Genomic DNA, 25,850 nt, shown 5'->3' on the forward strand with positions numbered 1-25,850 from the left:
TCCTTCTGGTTCTTGCTGTGGTTGGCGGCCTGGTCCCGGGCCCTGTCCCGGGCTTCAATCGGCCTTGAAGCCCGTGGCGGCCACGGCCTTGCCCCATTTGGCGGTGTCGGCCGCGATGATGTCGGCGAACTGCGCGGGGCTGGTGCCGGTGACGCGAAAGCCCGCATCCTGCAGCTTTGCGCGGCCATCGGGCGACTGCAGCACCTTGAGAATGTCGGCATTGAGCCTGGCGACCACCTCCGGCGACGTTCTGGCTGGCGCGACGATGCCGAACCACGAGCCGAACTCCAGGTTGCCGAAGCCCTGCTCCTTCATGGTCGGCACCTGGGGCAGCTGCTCCACGCGCACCGCCCCCGTGCTGCCCAGGGCCGCGAGCTTGCCGGCCCTGACCTGGGGCACGGCCATGCCGGCCGAGGCGAAGACGCCTTGCACATCGCCGCTGAAGATGCCGCCCAGCGCATCCGAGGTGTTCTTGTAGTGCACGACCTCGGGACGCATGCCAACGGCATCGCCGAACATGAAGGCCCCGAAATGGCCGGGCGTGCCCGCGCCGAAGGTCGCCATGAACAAGCCCTTTTGCTGCTGCGTCCAGGCCACGAAATCCTGGACGTTGCGCGCCTTGACCTTGTCGGGATTGACCAGCAGCACGAAATCCGAGCTGACCACCTGGCTCACGGGAACGAAGTCCTTTCCGGGGTCATAGGACAGCTTGCGGTAGGTGCTGGGCGCAATGCTGAGCTGGCCGGTCTCGGCCAGCATGATGGTGTAGCCGTCGGCCGGGGCGCGCGCAGCCTCGCTGGCGGCGATCAGGCCTGCCGCGCCGGGCTTGTTGTCCACGACCACACCCACGCCGCCCCAGGTCTCCGAGAGCTTTTGCGCGAGCAGCCGCGCCACCACGTCCGGGCCCGTGCCTGCGGGAAAGCCCACGAGCATGCGCACGGTCTTGGCCGGATAGCCGGCCGTCTGCGCGACAGCCCCCGTCGCCGCCAGCCAACCCAGGCCCGCCGCGGCGGCCAGGGCGGCGCGGCGCTGCAGCCGCTTGGTGTTCTTCATGGTTGTCTCCTCTTGGTATGGGTTCAAAGCACTTCGAAAATCCGCATGGCCACAAGATCGGGGTAGCGTGCGCCCGAGCCCAGGAACAGGCGCTGCGACAGCCAGGCCAGGCTGGGCGCCGAAGCCTCGAAGCGCGGCGTGCAGCGGAAATAGATGTCGGCCGGGTCCACGGGCTCGCCGCGGCGCAGGCGCTCCATCAGCGCCGCCGGTCCCGTGCGCAGCGCATGGTTGGTCACGTAGATCAGGTCGCCTGCGTCGGTCTCGATCACGTAGCGCGCGTCCAGCTCGGCCAGCTCGTCGCTGACCAGCAGCTGGAAGTCGGCCCCGCCGGGCAGCACCCGCGCCGACCAGCCGTCGCCGCGCACCTGTCCGCCCACGATGGGAATCACGCGCCGAAAGCCCCGGGCCGTGGCGCCCACCTCCTGCGCCGCGCCCACCTGCACCGCGAAATCGGCGAAGCGGCGCAGCTGCGGCGCGGCCATCTGGAAATCACTGCCTGGCAATGTCATCGGTCTCCCTGTTCCTGCAGTCCATGCGAGTTCTCAGCGTAAGCACTGTTGGAGAAAAGCGCTGTCCCCCAAGAAGATGACAGCCCGCACACCGCCGCTGCCGATGACCCCCTGGAAACCGACCCCGCCCACCGATGCCATGCCGGCCCGCGGCATGGCGCATGCCAGCGCGCTGCTGGCCGGCCTGGTGGAATCGCTGGGCCAGGCGGACTTCGCCCATTCGACCCTGGCCCGGCTGAGCACCATCGCGCCCCTGGCCTCGCTGTCCGTGTACCGCATCGGCAGCCTGCAGCCGCGGCTGTTCATGTCGGCCTCGCAGGGCGTTCCGGATACCACGCGCCAGTGCTGGAGCGCCTATCTTTCGGGTCCGCAGCACGAGGACCGGAGCTGGGGCCGGCAGTGGCCCTGCCACGCGCCAGCCGCGCCAGGCACGGGCACGGCAGCCGTGAACGGCAAGGGAGGCAGCGGGGAGGAACAGGGCTCGTGCAGCCTGGTGCATGTACAGGCCAGCGAGGTCACGCCCCTGCACCGCCAGTGCGTGTACGAGGCGCATGGCGTGGCCGAGCGCATCTCCATCGCCGAGCGCGGCGGCGACGGCTCGGTGTTCGCCGTCAATTTCTACCGCCATGCGCACCAGAAGCCTTTTTCCGACCGCCACCTGAGCGACTTCGCCGACCTGTCCGCGGCGCTCATGGCCCTGACGCGCAAGCACATCGCCCTCACCGCCGACGCCGGCGAGAGCCGCTGGCCGCAGCGCCTGCGCGAGCGGGCTCCGGGCCTGACGGCGCGGGAACTCGATGTCTGCCTGCGCCTGCTGCACGGCATGACGCTGGACGGCATCGCGGCCGACCTGCAGCTGAGCGCCGCCACGGCCAAGACCTACCGCAACCGCGCCTTCGCGCGGCTGGACATACACCATCGCCATCAGCTGTTCGCGCTGATGGTGGAATAAAGAGGAAAAGCGGTTGGCAGCGCCGGGCCGAGCCCGGCGCAGGAAGAAGATGTGAAGTGCGCCGATAAGCCGGATTCTGTGCACAGCGGTTGCCCGCTGCGTGACCGCCATTAATCTGGGCCATCAGTCGCCTGATGGCTCGGTGCTACCTACCCGCACACTCCGGGGGCCCCGTCAACGTGTGCCTACTTGGTATTGCTGCGCGTAGAGATTGCCCGTTTCACCCCCGGTGGTTTGTCTCGCGACACTCCCCCGGGACTCGTCTCTGTTGCTCTGATCCTCACCTCACGGTGGACAGCCGTTAGCTGCTACGCTGCCCTGTGCAGTCCGGACGTTCCTCCAGTACGGCCTTTCGGCACTTGTACCAGCGGCGGTCTGGCGCACTTCACGGCGCGCATTATCCCGCGTTCACAAAGAACCTGCACAGAACTCGCGCCGGAATTGCTCGGGCGGCAGGCCGGATTCGCGCTGGAACATGGCGATGAAAGCCGAGGGCGTGCTGTAGCCCAGCTCGTAGGCGATGTGCTGCACCGTATGGCCGGCCTCCAGCGCGTCGATGGCGCGCAGGTAGCGCATGCGCTGGCGCCATTCGCCCAGGCTCATGCCCAGCTCGCGCTGGCAGTGGCGCGCCAGCGTGCGCTCGGTCATGTGCACGGTGGCCGCCCATTCGGCCAGGCTGCGGTGGTCGTCGGGGCGCGACTGCATGGCCTCCAGCACCTGCACCAGAGCCGGATGCCGGGCCACGGGCAGGAAGCTCAGCTCCAGCGGCGTGGCGCACAGCTGGTCGTGCACCACCCGGGCCAGCCGCAGATCCTCTTCGCTGACCGGCACCTGCACATTGCGTGCGCCGAAGTCCGCCAGGATGGCCTTGACGATGGGCCCTATGCGCATGCAGCCCGGTGTCTGGGGCAACTCCCGGCACAGCTGCGGCGCCAAGTAGACCGATCGGTACTGCACCGCATGCTGCAGATAGCAGCTGTGCACCACGCCCGGCGGAATCCAGACCCCGTGCTGGGGCGGGCACAGGATATGGCCCGTGGGCACGTCCATGCTCAGACTGCCGTGGGCCGCGTAGTTCAGGTGGCCCCAGCGGTGGCTGTGCGGCGGCGCCTCGCTGTGCTCGCCAAACTCGTCGTAGCGGAAGTAATAGCTGCCCTGCACCTTGTCCGTGTCCAGAATCTGGACGGCATGCCGCTTGACGGCCTGTGCGGGTCTTGATGCAGAAGCAGGCATGGCGTTCGTCCGGCTTGCGTTATGGAATGTCCGAAATCAGGAATGCACTTTAAATGCGTCAGGCGCATGATAGGACCCGTCAAGGAGTCTTCACCACATCATGGGTTCTTATCTTCTACCGCTGGGCGCCGTGCTGATCTGGTCCATCAACACCGTGGTCAGCAAGCTGGCTGCGGACAGCATCAGTGCAGCCGAGATCGGCTTTTTCCGCTGGGCGGTGGCCGCCGTGCTGTTCACGCCCTTTCTGCTGCCCTCCATCTGGCGCCAGCGCGCCGACATCAAGCCCCTGCTGCCCAGGATCATGGCGCTGGGCGTTCTGGGCATGGTGATCTACCAGAGCCTGGCCTACTACGCAGCCCACTACACCACGGCCACGCACATGGGCATCATCGGCTCGCTCACGCCCATGCTGGTCCTGGTGCTGGCCGCCTTCGCGCTGGGCCAGCGGCTGACGCGCGGCGCGGTCTGGGGCTCTCTGGCGGCCATTGCCGGCGTGGCGCTGGTGGTCTCGTCGGGCCGGCCCGCGCGGCTGCTGTCCGAGGGGCTGAACCTGGGCGACGCGATGATGTTCATCGCCATGCTGTCCTACGCGCTCTACAACATCCTGCTCAAGCGCTGGCCCATGCCGCGCCTGGCCACGTTGCAGCTGCTCTACCTGCAGGTGCTGGTGGCCGTGGTCGTGCAGTTTCCGCTGTATCTGCTCTCGCCCAAGACGGGGCTGAACGCCACGAACCTGCCGCTGGTGGGTTATGCCGGCGTCATGGCTTCGATCGCCGCGCCGCTGCTGTGGATGAAGGCCGTGCAGACGCTGGGCCCGGGCCGCTCCAGCATGTTCTTCAACCTGACGCCGATCTTCACGGCCGTCATCGCCTGGGCGGCGCTGCACGAGCCGCTGGCCATCTACCACGCCATAGGCGGCGTGATGACGGTGGGCGGCCTGCTGCTGGCCGAGCTGTGGAAGACGCCGCTGCGCAAGCCTGCGGCGCAGGCACGCCCCGGCTGCCCGGCCAGTGCCGGCTAGGCGGCAGCGCAACGGCCCGTCCAGGGCGTGGAAGGCCCCCGTTTCCATGGCCTTGCAGGGCATATCCATATTCCTGCCAGGATGAACAACTACGCCACAATGGGCGTCTGCGATTTCTTTCCGACTTCCCCCCATCCTGCTGGAGGCTTCATGAAATTCGACAACGTTCTGCAAACCATCGGCAACACGCCAGCCATCCACATCAACCGGCTGTTCGGCGCGAACGCCAATGTGTGGATCAAGTCCGAGCGCAGCAATCCCGGCGGTTCCATCAAGGACCGCATTGCCCTGTCCATGGTGGAGGACGCCGAACGGTCCGGAGCGCTGAAGCCCGGCGGCACCATCATCGAGCCGACCAGCGGCAACACCGGCGTGGGCCTGGCCCTGGTGGCCGCGGTCAAGGGCTACAAGCTGATCCTGGTCATGCCCGACAGCATGTCCGTCGAACGCCGCCGCCTGATGCTGGCCTACGGCGCGAGCTTCGACCTCACGCCCAAGGAAAAGGGCATGAAGGGCGCCATCGCCCGCGCCCAGGAGCTGGCCGCGCAGACGCCCGGGGCGTGGATTCCGCAGCAGTTCGAGAACCCGGCCAACGTGGCGGTGCATGAAGCCACCACGGCCCAGGAAGTGCTCCGGGACTTTCCCGACGGGCTTGATGTCTTCATCACCGGCGTGGGCACGGGTGGCCACCTGACCGGCGTGGCCCGGGTGCTCAAGGCCAAGTTTCCCCAGCTCAAGGTCTTTGCCGTCGAGCCTTCCGCCTCGCCCGTGATTTCGGGCGGCCAGCCCGCCCCCCACCCGATCCAGGGCATTGGCGCCGGCTTCATCCCGAAGAACCTGGACACCAGCCTGCTGGACGGCGTGATCCAGGTCGAGGCGGAGCCCGCGCGCGAATACGCGCGCCGCGCTGCCCGCGAGGAAGGCCTGCTGGTCGGCATTTCCTCGGGAGCGACACTGGCCGCGATTGCCCAGAAGCTGCCCGAGCTGCCGGCCGGCGCCCGCGTGCTGGGCTTTGCCTACGACACGGGCGAACGCTACCTGTCGGTCGAAGGCTTCCTGCCCACGGCCTGAGCCTCCGCCATCGGTCCCCAAAGCGCTGCCCAAGGCAGCGCTTTTTTCATGAAAAACGGCTCAAACGCTTTCCCATCAAGCGCAACAAGCTATCAAAATAAAAGCCTTGCGGCAGGCCGAAGGCTACTGCGGGCAATCGCCTTCCCGTTCATAGTCCTGCACCTGGACCATGCCGGCACCAAGCGCACCGTCCCTGGCCTTGCTGGTCACCCGGAAGCTGGCGGCCGTGAGGCGGCGGATCTCGACCAAGGCGGGCGGGGCCTGGAAGATGCGGCCGCTGCGCTGCAGGTCCTTCTTGCTGCGCACGGGGCAGCTGATCTGCAGCAGGCCCAGGTCCTCGTCGTTGGCCAGAAGCTTGCCGGTGCAGGACAGGCCGTCGCTTTCCTGGCTCAGCAGATCCTGCAGATCCTCGGCAATGCTCTGCGGCGACAGGCAGCCTGAATCGGTCTGCACCGGTGGCTGCGCAGCGGAGCGAGGTTGCGGCCTCGACGGCTCGGGCTCGTAGCGCGTACGCAGGGACCACAGCCCCGGCTCGATGGACTGCAGCACCTTGAGCGGCTCCACCCCGGCCCAGATCCGCTCCGGCTCCTGCGCCTGCAGCGCGGGGCCGGCCAGGCTGCACATGCCCAGCACCAGGACGGGCTTCAGAAGCGTTCCCGCATGCGCCAGGGCCTGCTGCCGCAAATTCCTCACACTCGCTCGCTTTCTTTGAGTGGCATCAGCATAGGCCCAGTATGGCCATGCGGTTTGCCCATGGCTGTAAGCGCGTGTTCACAGCGCGTGCCGGAGGCGGCTGTGGCCTGCCCGCCCTGCCGCCCCAGGGCACGCCCAATGCCCCAGTTTCCCAACGGTCATCGCGGGTGATCGCCACCGCGCCTGCCCGCTCCCCTACCATCGGGACCCATGCATAGGGAGTATTGCCATCTTGTTCGGCTTTTTTGAAAGACAGGTACCGCCGTATCCGCCCACCGAACCCAAGGTGCCGCCCACCGGCTTTTTCGCCTTTCTGTGGGCCTGCACCCAGGGCATGCGCGGCTGGATACTGCTGATGACCTGCACCTCCGCCCTGCTCTCGATTTACGAGGCGCTGCTGTTCGCCATCATGGGCCACGTGGTGGACTGGCTGGGCACCCTCTCGCCGGCCGGCTTCTGGACTGAGCAGCGCGGCACCATCGCCGGCATTGCCGCCGTCCTGCTGAGCAGCGTGCTGCTGCTGGCGCTGCATACGCAGGTCATGCACCAGGTGCTGGCCATCAACTTTCCGATGCGGCTGCGCTGGGTGTTCCACCGGCTGATGCTGGGCCAGAGCATGTCCTTCTACGCGGACGAATTCGCGGGCCGCATCACGACCAAGATCATGCAGACCGCGCTGTCCGTGCGCGAAGTGATCTTCATGGTGGTGGACGTGCTGGTCGGCGTGGGCGTGTACATGGTGGGCATCCTGGTCCTGGCCGCCAGCTTCGAATGGCGGCTGATGATTCCGTTCGCGCTCTGGTTCCTGGCCTACACCGCTGCCTGCTTCTACTTCGTGCCGCGCCTGGGCCGCATCGGCAAGGAACAGGCCGACGCACGCTCGATGATGACGGGCCGCGTGACCGACGCCTACACCAACATCGCCACCGTCAAGCTTTTCGCCCACACGCGCCGCGAAGCCGAATACGCGCGCAACGCCATGGAGGCCTTCAAGGCCACGGGCTATGCGCAGATGCGGCTGGTGAGCCTGTTCGAGATCACCAACCACCTGATGATCGCCCTGCTGCTGCTGGGTTCGGGCGGCACGGCGCTGTACCTGTGGACGCAGGGCCAGGCCACGGCCGGCGTGGTGGCCGCCGTGATCGCCATGGCGCTGCGCCTGATGGGCTATTCGCACTGGGTGATGTGGCAGATGACGGGCCTGTTCGAGAACGTGGGCACCATCCAGGACGGCATCACCACGCTGACCCGCCCGCGCACCATCGTCGACGCCCCCGATGCCAGGCCGCTGCAGATCACCCGGGGCGGCATCGTCTTCGAGGACGTGAGCTTTGCCTACAAGGACGGCGGCAAGAAGGTGATCGACCACCTGGATCTCACCATCCGCCCCGGCGAGCGCATCGGCCTGATCGGCCGCTCGGGCGCGGGCAAGTCCACGCTGGTCAACCTGCTGCTGCGCTTCCATGAGGCACAGGGCGGGCGCATCCTGATCGACGGCCAGGACATCCGCACCGTGACCCAGGACAGCCTGCGCGGCGCCATCGGCATGGTCACGCAGGACACCTCGCTGCTGCACCGCTCCATGCGCGACAACATCCTCTACGGCCGTCCCGATGCGAGCGAGGAGGAAATGCGCGCCGCGGCGCTCAAGGCCGAGGCCTCCGACTTCATCGAGACGCTGACCGACCTCAAGGGCCGCAGCGGCTACGACGCCCAGGTCGGCGAGCGCGGCGTCAAGCTCTCGGGCGGCCAGCGCCAGCGCGTGGCCATCGCGCGCGTCATGCTCAAGGACGCGCCCATCCTGCTGCTCGACGAAGCCACCAGCGCGCTCGACAGCGAGGTCGAAGCCGCCATCCAGCAGAGCCTGGACAGCCTGATGCACGGCAAGACCGTGATCGCGATCGCGCACCGGCTCTCGACCATCGCGGCCATGGACCGGCTCATCGTCATGGACCAGGGCCATATCGTCGAACAGGGCACGCACCAGCAGCTGCTGCAGCTGGGCGGCATCTACGCCAAACTCTGGGCGCACCAGAGCGGCGGCTTCCTGGCCGACGAGGCGCTGCAGCGGCCGCTCTGAAGCCGGCCCCTGCCCTTGAGCCCCATGCCGGCCCGCGGGGCTTTTTCATGTTCCCCTGTGGCGCGTGGCGCCTTCGCCGGCTTTCATGCCAGACTCCGCCACATGCCCATAGAACTGAACAGGGAAGCCCGCCAGCAGGCCGTGGCCTCCATCGAACGCTATTTCCGCGAACACATGGACGAGCCCATAGGCAATGTCACGGCCGCGGCCCTGCTGGGCTTTTTCCTGCAGGAAATCGCCCCCAGCATCTACAACCAGGGCGTGGCCGACGCCCAGGAGCGCATGCAGGCGCGGCTGCAGGAGCTGGACTACGAAGTGCACGAGGACGAATTCACGTTCTGGCACAGGCAGCCGCGGCGCTGACCCTTCCTCCTTCCGGCCGGCAGAGCGAACTACCATGTAGCCCCGTTCAGGCCCTCTTTTCCCCTTTCGTACGCATGCGCCTTCTCCACACCTCCGACTGGCACCTGGGCCAGCATTTCATGGGCCAGAGCCGCCAGGCCGAGCACCGCGCGCTGATCGCCTGGCTGCTGGAGCAGGTCGATGCGCACGCCGTCGATGCCGTGGTGGTCGCGGGCGACATCTTCGACACCGGCGCGCCGCCCAGCTATGCGCGCGAGCTGTACAGCCAGCTCGTCGCGCGGCTGCACAGTGCGGGCTGCGCCCTGCTGCTGCTGGGCGGCAACCATGATTCGGTCAGCGTGCTCGACGAAAGCCGCGACCTGCTGGCCTACCTGAACACCAGCGTCATCGCGGCCGTGGGCGAAACGGCCCGCCATGTGCTGACCCTGCCGCTGCGCGGAGGCAGGAACGAGCCCGGCTGCATCGTCTGCGCGCTGCCCTTCATCCGGGCCCGCGACGTGGTGCAGAGCCAGGCCAGCCAGAGCGCGCAGGACAAGCAGCTGGCGCTGCAGAACGCCATACAGGCCACCTACCAGCAGATCCATGCGGCCGCGCTGCAGCGCCAGGCCGAACTGCAGGCCGCGCTGGGCCGCAGGCTGCCCATCGTCGCCACCGGCCACCTCACCACCGTGGGCGCCCGCAGCAACGAATCGGTGCGCGAGATCTATGTGGGCTCGCTGCAGGCCTTCCCCACCTCGGCCTTTCCGCCGGCCGACTACATCGCGCTGGGCCATATCCACCAGCCCCAGACCGTGGGCGGGCTGGAGCACATACGCTACAGCGGCTCGCCGATCGCGCTGGGCTTCGACGAAGCGCGCCAGGCCAAGCAGGTGCTGCTGGTGGATCTGGATGACTCCGGCCTGCGGGGCATCACCGCCCTGTCCGTGCCCGTCTTCCAGCCCATGGCGTCCGTGCAGGGCACGCTGGACGAACTGCCGGCCGCACTGAAGGCCCTGGCCTGCAGCGCCGACGCCCGACGGCCGACATGGATCGAAGTCACCGTGCAGGACGACGACTACCTGGCCGACCTGGCCGCGCGCGTGCAGGCCCTGGCCGAAGGCCTGCCGCTGCAGGTGCTGCGCATACGCCGCCAGCGCGGCAGCGCGGCGCCCCGGCTCGCGGCCGAGGCCCGGGAGTCGCTTGACGAGCTCAGCCCCGAGGAGGTGTTTGCGCGGCGCCTGGCCCAGGAAACGCTGGAGGCCGGGCTGCAGCAGGCACTGGCGCAGCGCCACCGCGAGGTGCTGGCGCAACTGAACGGCAATGCGGGAGAGCAGGCATGAGAATCCTCAAGCTGCGCCTGAAGAACCTCAACTCGCTCAAGGGCGAGTGGAGCATCGACTTCACGGCCGCGCCGTTTGCCGACAACGGCCTGTTCGCCATCACCGGCCCCACGGGCGCCGGCAAGTCCACGCTGCTCGACGCCATCTGCCTGGCGCTGTACCACCAGACGCCGCGGCTCGACAAGATCACCAAGAGCAGCAACGACCTCATCACCCGCCACACGGCCGACTGCCTGGCGGAGGTGGAGTTCGAGGTCAAGGGCGTGGCCTATCGCGCCTTCTGGAGCCAGCGCCGCGCGCGCGACAGGCTGGACGGCAAGCTGCAGGAACCCACGGCGGAGCTGGCCCGGGTCGCCGACGGAAGCATCCTCACCACGCGCGTCAGCGAAAAGCCCGACCTGGTGGCCTCCATCACCGGGCTGGACTTCAAGCGCTTCACCAAATCCATGCTGCTGGCCCAGGGCGGCTTTGCGGCCTTTCTCGAAGCCGGCGCCAACGACCGCGCCGAGCTGCTGGAAGAGCTGACGGGCACCGAGATCTACGGCCGGATCTCGCAGGCCGTGTTCGAGCGCGCCCGCGATGCGCGCACGGCCCTGGAGCAGCGCAAGGCCCAGGCCGCCGGCATGCAACTGCTGGAGCCCGAAGAGCGTGGCCGGCTGGAGCAGCAGGCCCAGGAGCTGCAGGCAACGCTGGCCCGGGTCCAGGCCGACCATGGCGCCGCCCAGACCCTGCAGCGCTGGCAGGAGCACACAGCCCAGGCCGCACAAGCCGCGGCGCAGGCAGAGGCCGACCGGCTGCAGGCGCAACAGGCCCTGCAAGATGCGGCCCCCGGGCTGCAGCGCCTGCAGGCGCATGCCCCCGCTGCGGCGCTGCAGCCGCTGCACGGCGCCTGGCAGCGCACGCAGGCGGCCTGCGCGCAAAGCCGCAACCAGCTGCAGCAGCTGCAGGAGCGGCAGGAACAGGCCCACGCCATGCAGGCGCAGCTGCACCGGCAGGCCCATCGCCTGGCCGACCGGGCGCTGGCCGCCGCGCGGCAGCAGCTGCAAACCCTGCAGGCCGAGCAAGGCGTGCTGCAGGACTGGTGCCAGGTCCATGCCGGGCATGCCCGCCTCGGCGAGCAGCTCAGCGGCTGGCGCCAGCAGCTGGCGCAGCGCAGCCTCTACCAGCAGCAGCTGAGCACCCTGCAGGCCGAGCGGCAAGCGCTGGAGCACGACATCGCCAGCCTGGGCAAGGAGTCCGACGCCCAGGCCCGGCATCTGGCAGCGGCCGTGCAGGCGCACCAGCAGGCACAAGCGGCCGCGCGGCAGGCCGAACGCGGGCAGGAGCAGCGCCTGTCCACCCATGGTGGCAGCCTTGCCCGGTTGCGCACGCACTGGCAGGCCGCACAGCAGCAAGCCTATCTATGGCGCCAGATTGAGGAAAGCGCCGCTGTGCGCCGCCAGCTGGCCGCCCAGCAGACGCAGACGGAGCAGGCCCGGCAAGCCAGCGCAGCCCAGGCAGAACAGCAGGCCCGGGCGCTGGCGCAGCTGCGCACGCAGTACCGGGCACAGAAGGAGCGCGTGGACGACAAGCGCAAGCTGCTGGAGCAGGAGCAGCGCATCCAGAGCCTGGAAGCCCATCGCCAGGCCCTGCGCGCAGGCGAAGCCTGCCCCCTGTGCGGCGCGCGCGAGCATCCGGCCATCGCCGCCTATGCGGCACTCGACATATCCGAAACCCAGGCTGCGCTGCAGGCGGCAGAGCAGGCGCTCGAGGAACTGCGCGCCCGGGGCGAGCAGCTGGCCCAGGCCCACGCGGCCAGCCAGACGCAGCTGGCACAGCACCAGGCTCGGCACGGCGAAATCGAAGAAGCCATCGCCCGATGGCACCGGCAATGGCAGGCGCTGCTCGGCCAGGCCTCGCCCACCGTGCAGGACCCCGGCTGGCAGGATGCCGGGCTGCTGGAGCAAGCCCGCCAGGCCGGCGAGAAAACACTGTCCGAGCTGGCCCGGGCGCTGGCCGATGCGGAAGCCGGCGAGCAAGCCGCACAGGCCGCGCGGGAGGCCGCACAGCAGGCCCGGCAGGCCGAGCAGGCTGCGCAGCACCAGCAGGAGCGCGTGCAGCAGGCCTTGCAGGAGGCGACGGCCAGGCGCCAGCGGCTGGAGCAGGACTGGCAGGCCCAGCAGCAGCAGGCCCTGACCCAATCCCGGGCCTTGCAGGCCGCCGTGGAGCAGGCGGGCCACGCGCTGCCGCTGGCCCCGGACAGCGAAGCCTGGCTGGCCGCCCGCCAGCACGACTGGCAGCAATGGCAGGACCGCCAGGACCGCCTGCAGGCCCTGGCGCCGCAGATCGCGCTGCAACAGCGCCAGTGCGAAAGCGCGCAGCAGGAGGCTGCGCATTGGCAGCAGCGCTGGCAGACCTTTGCGGACCGGCCTGCAGCAGAGGGTGCCACTGCATTGCCGGACGATCTGCCCGCTTGCGCCCAGGCCATGGAGCGCCAGGCGCAAGCCCTGGCCGAGCTGCAAGGCCGCATGGACCAGACCCAGGCCCTGCTGGCCGAACAGCGGCAGCAGGCCGCGGCCGCCCAGGCCGACTGGGACGGCGCGCTGCGGCAAAGCCCTTTTGCCGACACCGAGGCCTATGCCCTGGCCCTGCTGCCCCCCGCCGAAGAGCAGCGGCTGGCGGCGCTGGGCGAGCAGCTGGACAACGCACTGCAGCGCAGCACCGCGCTGCATGCCCAGGCCCTGGCGCGCCTGGAGCAGCTGCAGGCCCAGGCGCTGACCGATGAATCGCCCGACGCCATCGCCGAGCGGGTGCGAACGCTGGAGGCCGAGCGCGCCCATCTCAGCGAACACATCGGCGCCTGCCGCGCGCGGCTGCTCGACGACGAGCAGCGCCGCCAGGGTCAACAGGCGCTGCTGCTGCAGATCGAGGCACAGGCCCGCGACTGCGACCTGTGGCAGCGGCTGGACGCGCTGATCGGCTCGGCCAGGGGCGACAAGTACCGCCGCTTCGCCCAGGGCCTGACGCTGGACCATCTGCTGCACCTGGCCAACCGGCACCTGGGCCGGCTGCACGGCCGCTATCTGCTGCGCCGCAAGCCCGCGGGGGAGCTGGAGCTGGACATCGTGGACAGCTGGCAGGGCGACGTGGCGCGCGACACGCGCACGCTGTCGGGCGGCGAGGCCTTTCTGGTCAGCCTGGCGCTGGCGCTGGCGCTGTCCGACCTGGTGAGCAACAAGACTTCCATCGACTCGCTGTTCCTCGACGAAGGCTTCGGCACGCTGGACGGCGACACGCTGGAGGTGGCGCTCTCGGCCCTCGATGCGCTCAACGCCAGCGGCAAGATGATCGGCATCATCAGCCACGTCGAGGCGCTCAAGGAACGCATCCCGGCGCAGATCCGCGTGGAAAAAGGCGGCGGCATCGGGCATTCGCGGCTGATGATCTGAAGCGAAAACGTCTGCTGCACCGATGCAGCAAGTGCCGGCAGCTATCCAACGCGGAGTCGGCAGCCGGCTTTTTTCCGAGTCGCAACCAAGGCCACGGCCAGGGCCGCCCCTGTCCGGCCGGGCTTTGCCTTACCATCGCACCCCTTGCTTGATAACCCCGAGCCATGATCCGCATTGCAGAACTCAAACTCCCGCTCTCGGCGGTTGAATACCACCCCGAGAACCACACCGAATACCATCCCGCCGCGCGCCTCACGGCCATGGCCGCCCAGCTGCTGGGCATCGCGCCCGAAGAGATCGCCGGCCTGCACGTGCACAAGCGCAGCTTCGATGCGCGCAAGGCCGAGCTGCTGGCCGTCTACATCGTCGACGTCACGCTGCAGCAGCCCGAACGCGAAAACGACCTGCTGGCCCAGTTCGAGCACAACCCGCATGTGATCCGCACGCCCGACATGGCCTGGAAGCCTGTCGGCCGGGCGCCCGCCGCACTGGCCGAGGACGAGCGCCCCGTGGTGGTGGGCTTCGGCCCCTGCGGCATCTTTGCGGCGCTGGTGCTGGCGCAGATGGGCTTTCGCCCCATCGTGCTGGAGCGCGGCAAGAAGGTGCGCGAGCGCACCAAGGACACCTGGGGCCTGTGGCGCAAGCGCGCGCTGACGCCCGAATCGAACGTGCAGTTCGGCGAAGGCGGCGCAGGCACCTTCTCGGACGGCAAGCTCTACAGCCAGATCAAGGACCCGCGCCATCTGGGCCGCAAGGTGATGACCGAGTTCGTGGAGCATGGCGCGCCCCCCGAGATACTCTACGCGGCCCACCCGCACATCGGCACCTTCAAGCTGGTGAAGGTGGTCGAAGGCATACGCGAAGAAATCATCCGCCTGGGCGGCGAGATCCGCTTCGAGCAGCGCGTGACCGACGTGCAGGTCGAAGCCTGCCCCCATGGCGATGGCGGGCAGCGCCAGCTGGTCGCGCTGCAGGTGCTGAACCAGGCCACGGGCGAGAGCTACCGCCTCCCCGCGCGCCATGCCGTGATGGCGCTGGGCCACAGCTCGCGCGACACCTTTGCCATGTTCTACGAGCGCGGCGTGTACATGGAGGCCAAGCCCTTCTCGGTGGGCTTTCGCATCGAGCATCCGCAAAGCGTGATCGACCGCGCGCGCTGGGGCCGGCATGCGGGCCATCCGCTGCTGGGTGCGGCCGACTACAAGCTCGTGCACCACGCCAAGAACGGCCGTGCCGTCTACAGCTTCTGCATGTGCCCGGGCGGCACCGTGGTGGCCGCGACCAGCGAGCCCGAGCGCGTGGTGACCAACGGCATGAGCCAGTATTCGCGCGCCGAGCGCAATGCCAACGCGGGCATGGTCTGCGCCATCGACCCCGTCGACTATCCGCGCGACGCCAAGAGCTTTGCCTGGGCCTTCGACGGCAAGACCTACGGGGTCGAGAACCTGCCCGAGGGTGCGCTGCATCCGCTGTCGGGCATCGTGCTGCAGCGCCAGCTCGAGACCAAGGCCTATCTGCTGGGCGGGCGCAACTACAACGCGCCGGGCCAGCTCGTGGGCGACTTCATCGCTGGCAGGGAATCCCCGGCGCTCGGCGAGGTGCTGCCCTCGTACAAGCCCGGCATCACGCTGGTCAACCTGCATCATGCGCTGCCGCCCTATGCCATCGAGGCCATGCGCGAGGCGCTGCCGGCCTTCGGCAGGAAGATCCGCGGCTACGACATGCACGACGCCGTGCTCACGGGCGTGGAGACGCGCACCTCATCGCCCGTGAAGATAGCCCGCGGCGCCGACTTCCAGAGCCTGAACACGCGCGGCCTGTACCCGGCCGGCGAAGGCGCGAGCTACGCGGGCGGCATTCTGTCGGCGGGCGTGGACGGCATCAAGGTCGGCGAGGCCGTGGCCTGCGACATCCTGGGCGTGGAGATTCCTTCCTCGGGCGTGCGCGGCTCGGGCGGCGCAGCCTGATTGCTCTCCCATCGATAGCTTCCATCGCAGACTACACAAGGGCTTCGGCATTGAATGATGCCCAAGCCCTTGTTTTGCGTGCGCTGGCAGCTATCGGAATGGCTGCTGCCCGCGCAGCCTTCACTGCGCGCGCTTGAGGTAGTCCACCGCCAGCGCCGCCAGCGAGCGCGCGCCCACGGGCAGCTGCTTTTCGTCGATGTCGAACAGCGCCGAGTGGTTGGAGGGTGCCGTCTGGTAGTCCTTGCCCTCGGGCGTGGCGCCCAGGAAGTAGAAGAAGCCCGGCACCTGCTTCTGGAACTCGGAGAAGTCCTCGGAGCCGCTGACCTTGGGAATCACCATCACCTTGCCGCCCATGGCCAGCTTGAGCGCGGGCAGCGAGGCCTCGGTCAGCTCCGCGGGGTTGGTGGTGACCGGATAGCTCACGGGGCCGAAGCGCACCTTGGCCTTGGCGCCGCTGGCCGCGGCAATGTGCTCGGCCGTGGTGGCGATGCGCTGGTGCGCGTCCGCGCGCATGCCTTCGTCGAAGGTGCGCAGCGTGCCCAGCATCTCCACGCTGTCCGGGATGATGTTGTAGCGCGTGCCGCCGTTGATGGCGCCGATGGTCAGCACCGCGGGCTCCTTGCTGATGTCGAGCTGGCGGCTCACGATGGTCTGCAGCCCGGCCACGACCTGGGTTGCCGCCACCACCGGGTCCACCGCGTTCCAGGGCGAAGAGCCATGGCCGCCGCGGCCCTCGACCTGGATGGTGACGTTGTCCGCGCCGGCCATCAGCGGGCCCACGCGGTAGCCCACCACGCCGGGCGGCAGATTGGCCGTGATGTGCAGGCCGTAGATGGCCTTCACATCCTTGAGCGCGCCGGCCTCCACCATGGCCTTGGCGCCGAAGCTGGGCACATGGCCGCTGGCATCGGCCTCGATGGGCGCGCCCTCCTCCTCGGGCTGGAAGATGAATTTCACGGTGCCCGGCAGCTGCGCCTTCATGCCGGCCAGCGCCTCGGCCGCCCCCATGAGCATGGCCACGTGCGCGTCATGCCCGCAGGCATGCATGACCGGCACCTCCTTGCCCATGTACTGGGCCTTGGCCCTGGAGGCAAACGGCAGGCCGGTCTTCTCGGCCACGGGCAGCGCGTCCATGTCGGCGCGCAGGGCCACCACGGGCCCCGGCAGCGCGCCGCGCAGCGTGCCCACCACGCCCATGCCTCCCACGCCCGTCTGCACCTCCATGCCCAGGCGGCGCAGATGCTCGGCCACGAGCCGGGCCGTGCGCTTTTCCTGGCCCGAAAGTTCGGGATGCGCATGGATGTCGCGGCGCCACTCGACCATTTTGGGCGCCAGCGGCGCAATGGCCGCATCCAGGGCCGCCAGGCCCTGGGCATCGAGTCCCGGGGCAGCGGCGGCGCCGGTGGCAAATGAGAGGCCGCCGCCCAGCAGCGAAGCGGCAAGGGCCAGCGGGCGAAGGCGCAGGCGAAGTTGCATGGTGGGTCTCCGTTTTCTAGTCATGGAAGCGCCATGCTAAGAGCCAATCCTCCTGCCCGGGCAAGGCAAAATGGCCAATCGCCGAGCCCATACCGCCACGCCTGAACGATCCGCCCGCCATGTCCTCCAACTTCGTCATCGAGCTGCCCTGCCTACCCGAAAGCGCCGTCGGCCATGCGCTGCATCTGGTCGAAATGCTGCGCAGCGCCAATCTGATGGCCGGCCTGCGGCATGGGCGCCATGCGCCGCGCTTCGGCTGGCGCTGGGTGGACGGCCTGGGCCGCGACATGGGCGAACGCATGCCCCACGGAGCCGAGGGCGCCGCCGTTGCGGGACCGGTGCGCGCGCTGTTCCTGAGCTCGCTGCAATGTCCCGACATCCCCGCCATCCGCGAGATCGTCGCCGCCCACGGGCCGCTGGTGCGGCGCACCGCCGCTGCCTTCGACCAGGGGCTGCAGGTCTGCACGCTGGGCAGCGCCGCCTGGTTTGCCGCCGGCAGCGGCGGCTGCAAGGGCCTGAGCGTGGCCCTGCCCTGGTTCTACATGGGCGGCTTCAGCCTGGATTTTCCCGATATCGCCCTGGCCCAGGGGCGGCCGCTGGTGCAGGACGGCCCCTGGCTCAGCGCCTCCCATCCCGAGGCCCTGGTGCCCATGGCGCTGGCGCTCGCGCGCATGGCCTTCGGCGACGATCTGGCCGCCGCCCTGGGCTCCGTGCTGCAGCCCGACCCGCCGCGCGAGCGGGCCGCGCAGGCAGCCTCATTGGACCGGCAGCTGCCGCACACCCGCGCCAGCACCCTGGCCCATGCGATTGCCTGGCTCGAAGCCCGCGTGGATCAGCCCTATGACCTGCGGGCGCTGGCCGCGGCGGTCTCGGTCAGCCCGCGCACGCTGCTGCGCCATTTCCGTCAGGAGCTGGGCCACAGCCCGCTGGACCACCTGCACGGCCTGCGCTGCGCGCGGGCGCGCGTGCTGCTGGAGATCACGCTGGAGAGCATTCCCTCCATCGCCCAGGCCTGCGGCTATGCCGATCCCTCGGCCTTCAGGCGCATCTTCGCGCGCCACACGGGCATGGCGCCGGCCGACTACCGCCAGCGGCACACCTTGCGGGCACCCCGGCGGCGCTGGCGCGTGGACGCGCGCGCCCCTGGCGAGAGGCTGCGCTAGCCAGGCACCGGATGCCCGGCCATGGCAAAACGATTGCTTGCAAAAAGCCCGCGGCCTACGCAACAAACGGTGCGGTCTTTGCTAGGCTTGCGGCAGATACAGCCCGGGAAGCCGGCTCCGTGCGGCCTGCCGGGCATCTGCCGACAGGAAGCAAGCATGCGACTGCCATTGACCACCGCTTTTCTCACCGGCCTGGGAAGCCTGCTTTTCAGCCTTGGCGCCCACGCCCAGTCCACACCCCTGGCAGCGGCGCCCGAGCCCGCGCCTGCACAGGGTCCGGCGCAAGGCCTGGCTCCCGGCGAGCCGCCTTCGGCGCTGTCGGGCTGGATGTTCGGCTACGCGCCCTTTGACTGGCATTTCTCCGATGCCAAAAAGGAACACGACTTCGAGCCCGACGAGCAGAAGCACGCCTATGTCTGGCTGCTGCAGGCCGAAAAGCAGCTGGACGATCGCCATGTGGCGGGGTTCGCGTACTTCAGGAACTCGTTCGGCCAGCCCAGCCAGTACGCCTACTACGGCTGGCGCTTCAGGCCGTTCGACAGCATGCCCGGGCTGTTCGTCAAGCTCACGGGCGGCGTCATCCATGGCTACAAGTACCCGTACAACAAGAAGATCCCGTTCAACAACCGCCACGGCTGGGGCATCACGGCCATCCCGGCGCTGGGCTACGACTTCACGCCCAACTGGGGCGGCCAGATCAACGTGCTGGGCAACGCGGGGCTGATGTTCCAGATCAACTACACCGTGCGCTAGGCGCGCAGGGCCCGCGCCCTCAGTCCACCGTCACCCTGGCCTCGCGGATCACCTTGCCCCACTTGGCCGTCTCGGCCGCGATGAAGCGGTCGCACTCCTCGGGCGTCGAGCCTTCGGCAAAGGTGCCCATGGTCTGCTCCAGGCGCTGCGTGACTTCGGGGCTGCGGATGATGCGGGCCACCTCGGCGGACATGCGCTGCACGATCTCGCGCGGCACGCCCGCCGGCGCGATCATCGCGGCCCAGGTGCTGCCCATGAGCTCGGGAATGCCCTGTTCGGCAAACGTGGGCACATCGGGCAAGGCGGCCAGGCGCTTGTCGCTGGCCACCCCGATCAGGCGGATGCGCCCGGCCCTGGCCGGCTGGATCAGGTTGGGCGGCGGGTCGAGGAACAGCGGGATCTGCCCGCCCATCAGATCGCTGAGCGCGGGCGCCGCGCCCTTGTAGGGCACATGGGTCATGTCGGTCTTGGTCAGCAGCTTCATCAGCTCCGTGGTCAGGTGGGCGCTGGAGCCGTTGCCCGAGGAGCCGAAGCCCACCTTGCCGGGATTCGCCTTGGCATAGGCAATTAGCTCCGCCGTGGTCTTGAAGGGCGCGTTCATGGCCACGGCCGCCACCAGCGGCGAGACGCCCATCAGCGACACGCCGACCAGGTCCTTCTTCGGGTTGTAGGGCAGCTTGGGATAGAGCGTGGTGTTGGCCGCATAGGCCGCGATCACCACGCCGAAGGTGTAGCCGTCGGGCGCCGACTTGGCGATCTGGTCCACGCCGATGATGCTGTTCGCACCCGGCTTGTTCTCCACGATGATGGGCTGGCCCAGGGCCTTTTGCAGCCCGGCCTGCAGCAGCCGCGCCATCTGGTCGGTAAAGCCGCCGGCCGTGTAGGGCACGATGACGCGGATGGGCTTGCTCGGCCAAGCGCCTTGCGCCTGCGCGAGCGGCGCCAGTGTGGCCGCAGCGGTTGCAGCGGCCGCACCGATGAAGCCGCGTCGGGAAAGAGTGGTTGGCATGCTTGTCTCTCTTCGTTGTCGTGGCCCGCGCCGCATGTGGCTGCGGCGGGGCCGGAAAATCCCGCAAAAAGCCCGCGCAACCGCGGGCGTCAGTAGCCCCTGGAAAGATCCACGGCGTTGAGCGCCTCCTGGCCCGCGCGCAGGCGGTTCAGGCTTGCCAGGCACTGGCCGGCAATGGTCTGTGCCGATGCCTGGGCCGCGATATGCGGCGTGCCGAATACCTTGGGATGGCGCCAGGCCCGATTGTCGGGGCTTGGGGGCTCCTCGCGCAGCACGTCCAGCGCCGCGCCGGCCAGATGGCCTTCGTCCAGCAGGGTCAGCAGATCGTCCTCCACGACCTGCTCGCCGCGCCCCACATTGATGAAGTAGGCGCCCCGGGGCAGCAGCGACAGCGTGCGGCGGTCCAGCAGGTCGCGCGTCTCGGGCGTCAGCGGCAGTGCGCAGACCAGGATGTCGGTCCGGGCCAGCATGTCCCGCAGCCCCTGCGGCCCGCTGTGGACGGCGATGCCGGGCAGTTCCCGGGCACTGCGGCTCCAGCCGGCCACCGGGTAGCCCACGGCCTGCATGGCGCGTGCCACGAAACGCCCGACTTCGCCCAGGCCCAGGATGCCCACGCGGCACTGCGCGGCAGCGCGCACCGGGCGGCGCAGCCATTGGCCGGCCCTTTGCTGCTCGGCAAACAGTTCGAGCTCGCGCGTATGGCGCAGCGCCGTGCCCAGCACGTACTGGGCGATTTCCACATGCTGCTGGGGATCGACGGTGCGCACCACGGGCAGGCCCGCAGGCAGGTCGGGCACCAGCAGCTTGTCCACGCCGGCGCTGGGCGCAAACAGCAGCTTCAGATTCGGATAGCTGCCCAGCACGCCGGGCTTGAGGCTCCAGGCCAGCATGGCCTCGACCTCGCCGGCCACGGCCTGGTCGCGGTGTTCCCAGACGGTCTCGCCGGGCGCCATGGAACGCAGCGCGGCCGCGATGGGCGCGCCCATGCTCGGATGGATGTTGACCAGAATTCCCATTGATTTCTCCATGAATCTGAGCACGGCTTGCGGCCTGCGAAACGGCAGCAGCCCGGGCGCGGGACCCCGAGCCAGGGCCCGGCCCCCGCTGCAAGGGTTTCGTCCCTCTTCCCTAGCGCAGCGAGTGGAGAGGGGGAAGGCGCGCAGCGGCTCAGAGGGTGTCAGTTCTTGTAATCGGGTGCGATGCGATCGAGCTTGCGCAGCAGGCTGGGCCAGGCCAGGCCCGAGCCCTTGCCCTTGGTGACCTGGCGCGACTGGTTGGCCGCATCGGCAATGATGGAAGCGGGAATCATGCTCAGCCGCGCACCGCCGGCTTGCGCCAGGATCTGGATCTGGCAGGCGCGCTCCAGGGTGTACATGGCCATGAAGGCATCGGCCACGCTGCGCCCGCAGGTCAGCAGGCCGTGGTTGCGCAATATGAGCTGGTTGCTGCGGCCCAGGTCTGCCACCAGGCGCGGCTTTTCCTCGTCGTGCAGGGCCACGCCTTCGTAGTCATGGTAGGCCAGGCGCGCCAGCGGGAAGATGGACTGCTGCGAGATCGGCAGCAGCCCCTCCTCCTGGGCCGAGACGGCCACGCCGTGCGGCGTGTGCGTGTGCAGCACGCACTGCACCTCGGGCCGGGCCTCGTGGATGGCACTGTGGATGACGAAGCCCGCGGGATTGACGTCGTACTCGGTCTCCATCAGCGGCACGCCTTCGTGGTCCACCTTGACCAGGCTCGATGCCGTGATCTCCTCGAACAGCATGCCGTAGGGATTGATGAGGAACTGGTCGTCGTGCCCCGGCACGCGCGCCGAGATGTGGGTGAAGATCAGGTCGTCCCAGCCGAAATGGGCCACCAGCCGGTAGGCGGCGGCCAGCTCGGTGCGGACCTGCCATTCCTCGGCCGTCACCTGACTGCGCACAGGGGATGCGGCGATGTCGTTGTGCATGTCGAAAGTCTCCTTGAAACGCGGTATTGCCCGGCCCTCAGCGTGCGGGCCCCGCATAGCGATCCCTGAGCTCGCGCTTGAGCACCTTGCCGATGGCGCTGCGCGGCAGCTCGTCGACAAAGCGCAGGTCCGCCAGGCGCTGCGTCTTGCCGGCGCGCTGGTTGTACCAGTCCATCACCTCTTCGGCCCGGGCCGCCTGACCCGCGCGCGACACCACGAAGGCCACGGGCGTCTCGCCCCATTGCTCGGACGGCACGCCGACCACGGCCACGTCCTCCACGGCCGGATGCAGGCGCAGCTGCGCCTCCAGGTCGCTCGGGTAGATGTTGAAGCCGCCGCTGATGATCATGTCCTTGCGGCGGTCGAACAGCGTGAGAAAGCCCTCGGCATCGAAGCGCCCCACGTCGCCCGTGCGGATGAAGCGCTTGCCCGCGGGATCGAACCATTCGGCCTCGCGCGTCTTCTCGGGCTGGTTGTGGTAGCTGGTCATCATGCCGGCCGAGTGGCCCACCACCTCGCCGGCCTCGCCGGGCGGCACTTCCCTGCCGTCCTCGTCGATCAGGCGGATGTCGTGGCCTTCGGCCGGCTTGCCCACGGTGTGCAGCTTCCCCGGGAACAGATGGGCATCGAGAATGCAGGTGCCGCCGCCTTCGGTCATGCCGTAGAACTCGGTCAGGCTGCCGGGCCAGCGCGCCAGCACGTCGGCCTTGAGTGCGGCGCTGAACGGCGCGCTGGTGCAGAACTTGAAGCGGTAGGACGAGAGATCGAAGTCGCCGAACTGCGGCAGCGCCATGATGCGCTGGTACTGCACGGGCACCAGCATGGTGTGCGTGGCGCGGTGTTGCTGGGCCAGTTGCAGGTAGCGCGCGGCATCGAACTTGCCCATCAGCACCACGCTGCCGCCGAAGGCGATCGTCGGGAAGAACACCACCAGCGTGGTGTTGGAATACAGCGGCGTGGCCAGCAGCGTCGTGCCGCCCGGGCCGTATTCGTAGCGGTTGCCGCGCATCACATGCGTCCAGCGCATGCCGTGCGACTGCACGATGCCCTTGGGCGTGCCCGTGGTGCCCGAGGAATAGATGATGTTGAAAGGCGCCTCGGGCTGCACCTGCACGGGTGCGGGCCTGGCGCCCTCGGGCGCCAGCCAGTCCTCGAAGGACTGGCCCTGGGCGATACCGTCCAGCGAGATGCAGCGCGGCGCGCCGGCGCCCTGCGGCACCAGCTCCTGCGCGGCCTTGTCGATGAACAGCAGATGCGCATCGGCATCGCGCAGCATCGAAGCCAGGCTTTCCGCCGTGGAGGACGGCGCCAGCGGCGCCACCACGGCACCTGCGCGCAGCACGCCCAGGAACAGCGCCGCATAGCGCGCCGAGTTCAGCGCGCAGATGGCCACGGCCTGGCCGGGCTGCACGCCGTCACGCTGCAGCGCGGCGGCCACGCGGTCCATCAGGGCATCGAGCTGCGCGTAGTTCAGCGCCAGGCCATCGTCGCGGAGCGCCGCATGCCCGGGCCGCTGGCGCGCATGTTCGCGCACCAGATCGCTCATGGGAGTGAAAGGCGTATCAGGCGTAATAGAGAAGGTCTGCATGCTCAATCATTCAGGTTCAGGGATTGCACGATGGTCTTTTCCGCCTCGAAATTCCTGCGCGCGAATTCCGAATAGGCCTGGTGATCGCGGTAGTCGGTGCGGATGCCGTAGGTCTTGATCACGCGTTGCATCTCGGGGTCGTCCAGCGCCGCCTTCACGGCGGCATCGAGCTTTTGCACGATGGGCAGCGGCAGGCCCCTGGGTCCGGCCAGGCCCAGCGGCGAAGGCACGACCACGTCGTAGCCGGCTTCCTTGAAGGTGGGCACGTTGGCAAAGGCCGGCGGTCGCTTGTCCGCCGCGATCGCCAGCGCGCGCACCTTGCCGGTTTCCATGAAGTTCAGAATGCCATTGGTGCTGACCATGGTCTTTACATGGCCGCCCAGCAAGGCGGTGATCGCTTCGGAGTCGCCCTTGTAGGGCACGTGCGTGAACGGCACGCCCGCAGCCTTGCCCAGCAGCGCCATGGCCACCTGGTTGCCCGTGAACTTGCCCGGTGTGCCGTAGTCCACGCCTTCCTTGTGGGTCTTGGCGTACTCGACCACGTCCTTCACTGTCTTGAACGGCGAATCGGCCGCCACCGCGAGGATGAAGTCGTAGGCGGTGAACGAGGCGATATAGGTCAGGTCGCGGATCGGGTCGTACTGGGTCTTTTGCACATAGGGCTGGCGGAACACGCCGACCGGCACCATGGTGAGCCGGTAGCCGTCGGGCTTGGCGCGCTGCATGTCCACCACACCCAGCGTGCCGCCCGCGCCGGGCTTGTTTTCCACGATCACGGATTGCTTGAGCTGCTTGGTCAGGCTGGTGGCCAGCGCGCGGCCGACCACGTCGGTGGTGCCGCCGGGCGCAAACGGCACGATGATGGTGACGGGCTGGTTCGGATAGTCGGCCTGGGCCCGGGCGGCGGTGGCGCCCAGGGTGGCGGTGCAGGCCAGCGCCAGCGTGGCGGCGGTGTTGAACAGACGGCGTTGCATGAGAATCTCCTGTGTGGATGCGGCGTACCGCATCACGGGCATGAAGCGCGGCGCCACCGATTCAATATCGATAGCTGCCCGCTCCGTTCAGTCAATGGTTTCAGCGCTTTTTCATTGAAAACCGATTACTTGGCGGCCAGGCCCAGGCGCTCGATCAGCGCCCTGTCCTTGGCATAGGCCTCCCGGGCCCACTGCGCATAGTCGGCGCCCGAGCGGTACCAGGCGTCCTGGTTGAGCTGGGCCAGCACTTCCGCATGGCGCGGGTCTTCCATGGCTTTCTTGAACGCGTCGTGCAGCTTCTTCACGACGGCCGGGTCCATGCCCTTGGGGCCGACCAGGCCGTAGGGCGAGGTCGAGACCACGCCATAGCCCAGCTCCTTGGCCGTGGGCACCTGGGGCCAGCGCTGGGTGCGCTTTTCGCCAAAGGTCATCAGCAGCCGCATCTGGCCGCCGTCCACGTATTTGTCCCAGCCCGAGGCATCGCTTTGCGCCGAGACATGGCCGCCCAGCAGGGCCTGCTGCAGGTCGGCGTTGCCCTTGAACGGCACGTGGTTGAGCCTGACCTTGGCGTTCTCGGCCAGTTCCTCCATCAGCAGGTGCGGCGACGAACCCGCGCCGGTGGAGCCGTAGTCCACCGTACCGGGGCTCTTGCGCGCGGCCGCGATGTAGTCGTTGAAGGTCTTGTAGGGCGAGTCCGAGCGCACCGTGAAGCCGAAGGTATAGCCCGAGACTCCGATGATGTAGGTGAAGTCGTTGATCGGGTGCCAGGCCGTCTTCTGCATGTGCGCCATGCGCAGCATGGACATGGGGAACTGCGTGATGGTGTAGCCGTCGGGCCTGGCCGTGCGCGCCATGGTGCCCGGGCCCAGGGTGCCGCCCGCGCCGGGCTTGTTCTCGACGATGATGCTCTGGCCCAGCTGCTTGCCGGCCAGATCGGCCAGCGTGCGCATGTGGCGGTCGGTGGAGCCGCCCGCCGGGAAGGGCACGATCAGCGTGATCGGCTTGTTCGGAAAATCCTGGGCCCGGGCCGGGGCGCCCGCGGCGGCGGCCAGGCTCGCGGCGGCCAGGGCCAGCAGATGGCGGCGGACGGTATTCGTTGTCATGTCTGTCTCCTTGTCATCAAGGCAATGGCGGGTGCGCCACCGCTATGCCGGGCATGTTCTGCGCACGCCTCGGCCGGCTGTATAGGAAAAGGCCGGCTCCCCGGGGAAGCCGGCCTTTGCCGGTCAGATCGTCCGGACCATTTCGGG

21 protein-coding genes and 1 other RNA gene are annotated in these 25,850 nt (G+C 68.6%); 10 read left to right on the forward strand and 12 right to left on the reverse strand.

The genetic code is table 11. From position 1 onward, the window contains the following. Window positions 1-54 precede the first annotated feature (54 nt). Window positions 55-1,053, reverse strand: coding sequence for a Bug family tripartite tricarboxylate transporter substrate binding protein (locus Cte04_RS19295; RefSeq protein WP_066482844.1), 999 nt, complete (start codon window positions 1,051-1,053; stop codon window positions 55-57). A 23-nt stretch (window positions 1,054-1,076) separates the two neighbouring features. After that, window positions 1,077-1,562, reverse strand: coding sequence for a DUF3237 domain-containing protein (locus Cte04_RS19300; protein ID WP_066482847.1), 486 nt, complete (start codon window positions 1,560-1,562; stop codon window positions 1,077-1,079). A 103-nt stretch (window positions 1,563-1,665) separates the two neighbouring features. Between Cte04_RS19300 and Cte04_RS19305 the strand changes: the two genes are divergently transcribed. Then, the gene (locus Cte04_RS19305; RefSeq protein ID WP_245633448.1) at window positions 1,666-2,514 is read left to right on the forward strand and encodes a helix-turn-helix transcriptional regulator; all 849 of its coding nucleotides are present in this window, start codon (window positions 1,666-1,668) and stop codon (window positions 2,512-2,514) included. Window positions 2,515-2,563: 49 nt separating this feature from the next. Here Cte04_RS19305 and rnpB read toward each other — a convergent pair. Together rnpB and Cte04_RS19315 are read right to left on the reverse strand one after the other, a co-directional pair. Continuing rightward, window positions 2,564-2,901, reverse strand: an RNA gene (gene rnpB / locus Cte04_RS19310) — RNase P RNA component class A. 21 nt (window positions 2,902-2,922) lie between these two features. Next, entirely contained in the window at window positions 2,923-3,747 is an 825-nt protein-coding gene (locus Cte04_RS19315) for an AraC family transcriptional regulator (protein WP_066482854.1), read from the reverse strand. A 100-nt stretch (window positions 3,748-3,847) separates the two neighbouring features. Between Cte04_RS19315 and Cte04_RS19320 the strand changes: the two genes are divergently transcribed. Both Cte04_RS19320 and cysK read left to right on the forward strand, forming a co-directional pair. Further along, a complete protein-coding gene (locus Cte04_RS19320; RefSeq protein WP_066482856.1) occupies window positions 3,848-4,768 on the forward strand; it encodes a DMT family transporter in 921 nt (306 codons plus the stop codon). 150 nt (window positions 4,769-4,918) lie between these two features. Beyond that, window positions 4,919-5,839 carry a cysteine synthase A gene (gene cysK / locus Cte04_RS19325; protein WP_066482859.1) on the forward strand — a complete coding sequence of 307 codons (921 nt, stop codon included), beginning with the start codon at window positions 4,919-4,921 and terminating at the stop codon, window positions 5,837-5,839. Between the two features lie 123 nt (window positions 5,840-5,962). Here the strand turns inward: cysK and Cte04_RS19330 are convergent, their stop codons facing one another. Continuing rightward, window positions 5,963-6,532, reverse strand: a complete 570-nt coding sequence (locus Cte04_RS19330) for a hypothetical protein (RefSeq protein WP_157082179.1) — start codon at window positions 6,530-6,532, stop codon at window positions 5,963-5,965. A 232-nt stretch (window positions 6,533-6,764) separates the two neighbouring features. On the opposite strand from Cte04_RS19330, the gene Cte04_RS19335 reads away from it, so the two are divergent. The 5 genes from Cte04_RS19335 to Cte04_RS19355 all read left to right on the forward strand — a co-directional run bounded on the left by Cte04_RS19335 (window position 6,765) and on the right by Cte04_RS19355 (window position 15,689). Next, the gene (locus Cte04_RS19335; RefSeq protein ID WP_066482867.1) at window positions 6,765-8,612 is read left to right on the forward strand and encodes an ABC transporter ATP-binding protein; all 1,848 of its coding nucleotides are present in this window, start codon (window positions 6,765-6,767) and stop codon (window positions 8,610-8,612) included. A gap of 102 nt (window positions 8,613-8,714) precedes the next feature. Then, complete coding sequence (locus Cte04_RS19340; protein WP_066482869.1) at window positions 8,715-8,975, forward strand: DUF2164 domain-containing protein; 261 nt, start codon at window positions 8,715-8,717, stop codon at window positions 8,973-8,975. A 74-nt stretch (window positions 8,976-9,049) separates the two neighbouring features. Further along, complete coding sequence (gene sbcD / locus Cte04_RS19345) at window positions 9,050-10,294, forward strand: exonuclease subunit SbcD (protein WP_066482871.1); 1,245 nt, start codon at window positions 9,050-9,052, stop codon at window positions 10,292-10,294. Further along, entirely contained in the window at window positions 10,291-13,722 is a 3,432-nt protein-coding gene (locus Cte04_RS19350) for an AAA family ATPase (protein WP_066482877.1), read from the forward strand. The genes sbcD and Cte04_RS19350 overlap by 4 nt, the downstream gene beginning before the upstream one ends. Window positions 13,723-13,886: 164 nt before the next feature. Then, a complete protein-coding gene (locus tag Cte04_RS19355) occupies window positions 13,887-15,689 on the forward strand; it encodes an NAD(P)/FAD-dependent oxidoreductase (RefSeq protein ID WP_066482883.1) in 1,803 nt (600 codons plus the stop codon). Window positions 15,690-15,809: 120 nt separating this feature from the next. Here Cte04_RS19355 and Cte04_RS19360 read toward each other — a convergent pair whose 3' ends face one another. Then, window positions 15,810-17,165, reverse strand: a complete 1,356-nt coding sequence (locus tag Cte04_RS19360; protein ID WP_245633449.1) for an amidohydrolase — start codon at window positions 17,163-17,165, stop codon at window positions 15,810-15,812. Between the two features lie 119 nt (window positions 17,166-17,284). Between Cte04_RS19360 and Cte04_RS19365 the strand changes: the two genes are divergently transcribed. Further along, on the forward strand, window positions 17,285-18,328 hold the full coding sequence (locus tag Cte04_RS19365; protein ID WP_066482889.1) for a GlxA family transcriptional regulator: 1,044 nt from the start codon (window positions 17,285-17,287) through the stop codon (window positions 18,326-18,328). A 156-nt stretch (window positions 18,329-18,484) separates the two neighbouring features. After that, on the forward strand, window positions 18,485-19,081 hold the full coding sequence (locus Cte04_RS19370) for a hypothetical protein (protein WP_066482897.1): 597 nt from the start codon (window positions 18,485-18,487) through the stop codon (window positions 19,079-19,081). A gap of 19 nt (window positions 19,082-19,100) precedes the next feature. Here the strand turns inward: Cte04_RS19370 and Cte04_RS19375 are convergent, their stop codons facing one another. From Cte04_RS19375 to Cte04_RS19400, 6 genes are all read right to left on the reverse strand, one after another. After that, window positions 19,101-20,090, reverse strand: a complete 990-nt coding sequence (locus Cte04_RS19375) for a tripartite tricarboxylate transporter substrate binding protein (protein WP_066482905.1) — start codon at window positions 20,088-20,090, stop codon at window positions 19,101-19,103. A gap of 89 nt (window positions 20,091-20,179) precedes the next feature. Continuing rightward, window positions 20,180-21,106: a 2-hydroxyacid dehydrogenase gene (locus Cte04_RS19380; protein WP_066482908.1), complete on the reverse strand. Its 927-nt coding sequence runs from the start codon at window positions 21,104-21,106 to the stop codon at window positions 20,180-20,182. Window positions 21,107-21,267: 161 nt separating this feature from the next. Then, window positions 21,268-22,038, reverse strand: a complete 771-nt coding sequence (locus Cte04_RS19385; protein WP_066482911.1) for a class II aldolase/adducin family protein — start codon at window positions 22,036-22,038, stop codon at window positions 21,268-21,270. Between the two features lie 37 nt (window positions 22,039-22,075). Then, a complete protein-coding gene (locus Cte04_RS19390; RefSeq protein ID WP_066482914.1) occupies window positions 22,076-23,626 on the reverse strand; it encodes a class I adenylate-forming enzyme family protein in 1,551 nt (516 codons plus the stop codon). Window positions 23,627-23,628: 2 nt separating this feature from the next. Next, window positions 23,629-24,600, reverse strand: a complete 972-nt coding sequence (locus Cte04_RS19395) for a tripartite tricarboxylate transporter substrate binding protein (protein WP_066482951.1) — start codon at window positions 24,598-24,600, stop codon at window positions 23,629-23,631. Between the two features lie 125 nt (window positions 24,601-24,725). Beyond that, the gene (locus Cte04_RS19400) at window positions 24,726-25,703 is read right to left on the reverse strand and encodes a tripartite tricarboxylate transporter substrate binding protein (protein WP_066482917.1); all 978 of its coding nucleotides are present in this window, start codon (window positions 25,701-25,703) and stop codon (window positions 24,726-24,728) included. Window positions 25,704-25,850 lie beyond the last annotated feature (147 nt).

Source organism: Comamonas terrae (genome assembly GCF_001544075.1).
Classification (GTDB): Bacteria; Pseudomonadota; Gammaproteobacteria; order Burkholderiales; family Burkholderiaceae_C; genus Comamonas; species Comamonas terrae.

Bases quoted from the DNA above. Each gene is read 5' to 3' on its own strand.
- Cte04_RS19295 (WP_066482844.1), bottom strand. From the start codon at position 1,053: ATGAAGAACACCAAGCGGCTGCAGCGCCGCGCCGCCCTGGCCGCCGCG.
- Cte04_RS19300 (WP_066482847.1), bottom strand. From the start codon at position 1,562: ATGACATTGCCAGGCAGTGATTTCCAGATGGCCGCGCCGCAGCTGCGC.
- Cte04_RS19305 (WP_245633448.1), top strand. From the start codon at position 1,666: ATGACCCCCTGGAAACCGACCCCGCCCACCGATGCCATGCCGGCCCGC.
- Cte04_RS19315 (WP_066482854.1), bottom strand. From the start codon at position 3,747: ATGCCTGCTTCTGCATCAAGACCCGCACAGGCCGTCAAGCGGCATGCC.
- Cte04_RS19320 (WP_066482856.1), top strand. From the start codon at position 3,848: ATGGGTTCTTATCTTCTACCGCTGGGCGCCGTGCTGATCTGGTCCATC.
- cysK (WP_066482859.1), top strand. From the start codon at position 4,919: ATGAAATTCGACAACGTTCTGCAAACCATCGGCAACACGCCAGCCATC.
- Cte04_RS19340 (WP_066482869.1), top strand. From the start codon at position 8,715: ATGCCCATAGAACTGAACAGGGAAGCCCGCCAGCAGGCCGTGGCCTCC.
- sbcD (WP_066482871.1), top strand. From the start codon at position 9,050: ATGCGCCTTCTCCACACCTCCGACTGGCACCTGGGCCAGCATTTCATG.
- Cte04_RS19350 (WP_066482877.1), top strand. From the start codon at position 10,291: ATGAGAATCCTCAAGCTGCGCCTGAAGAACCTCAACTCGCTCAAGGGC.
- Cte04_RS19355 (WP_066482883.1), top strand. From the start codon at position 13,887: ATGATCCGCATTGCAGAACTCAAACTCCCGCTCTCGGCGGTTGAATAC.
- Cte04_RS19360 (WP_245633449.1), bottom strand. From the start codon at position 17,165: ATGCAACTTCGCCTGCGCCTTCGCCCGCTGGCCCTTGCCGCTTCGCTG.
- Cte04_RS19365 (WP_066482889.1), top strand. From the start codon at position 17,285: ATGTCCTCCAACTTCGTCATCGAGCTGCCCTGCCTACCCGAAAGCGCC.
- Cte04_RS19370 (WP_066482897.1), top strand. From the start codon at position 18,485: ATGCGACTGCCATTGACCACCGCTTTTCTCACCGGCCTGGGAAGCCTG.
- Cte04_RS19375 (WP_066482905.1), bottom strand. From the start codon at position 20,090: ATGCCAACCACTCTTTCCCGACGCGGCTTCATCGGTGCGGCCGCTGCA.
- Cte04_RS19380 (WP_066482908.1), bottom strand. From the start codon at position 21,106: ATGGGAATTCTGGTCAACATCCATCCGAGCATGGGCGCGCCCATCGCG.
- Cte04_RS19385 (WP_066482911.1), bottom strand. From the start codon at position 22,038: ATGCACAACGACATCGCCGCATCCCCTGTGCGCAGTCAGGTGACGGCC.
- Cte04_RS19390 (WP_066482914.1), bottom strand. From the start codon at position 23,626: ATGCAGACCTTCTCTATTACGCCTGATACGCCTTTCACTCCCATGAGC.
- Cte04_RS19395 (WP_066482951.1), bottom strand. From the start codon at position 24,600: ATGCAACGCCGTCTGTTCAACACCGCCGCCACGCTGGCGCTGGCCTGC.
- Cte04_RS19400 (WP_066482917.1), bottom strand. From the start codon at position 25,703: ATGACAACGAATACCGTCCGCCGCCATCTGCTGGCCCTGGCCGCCGCG.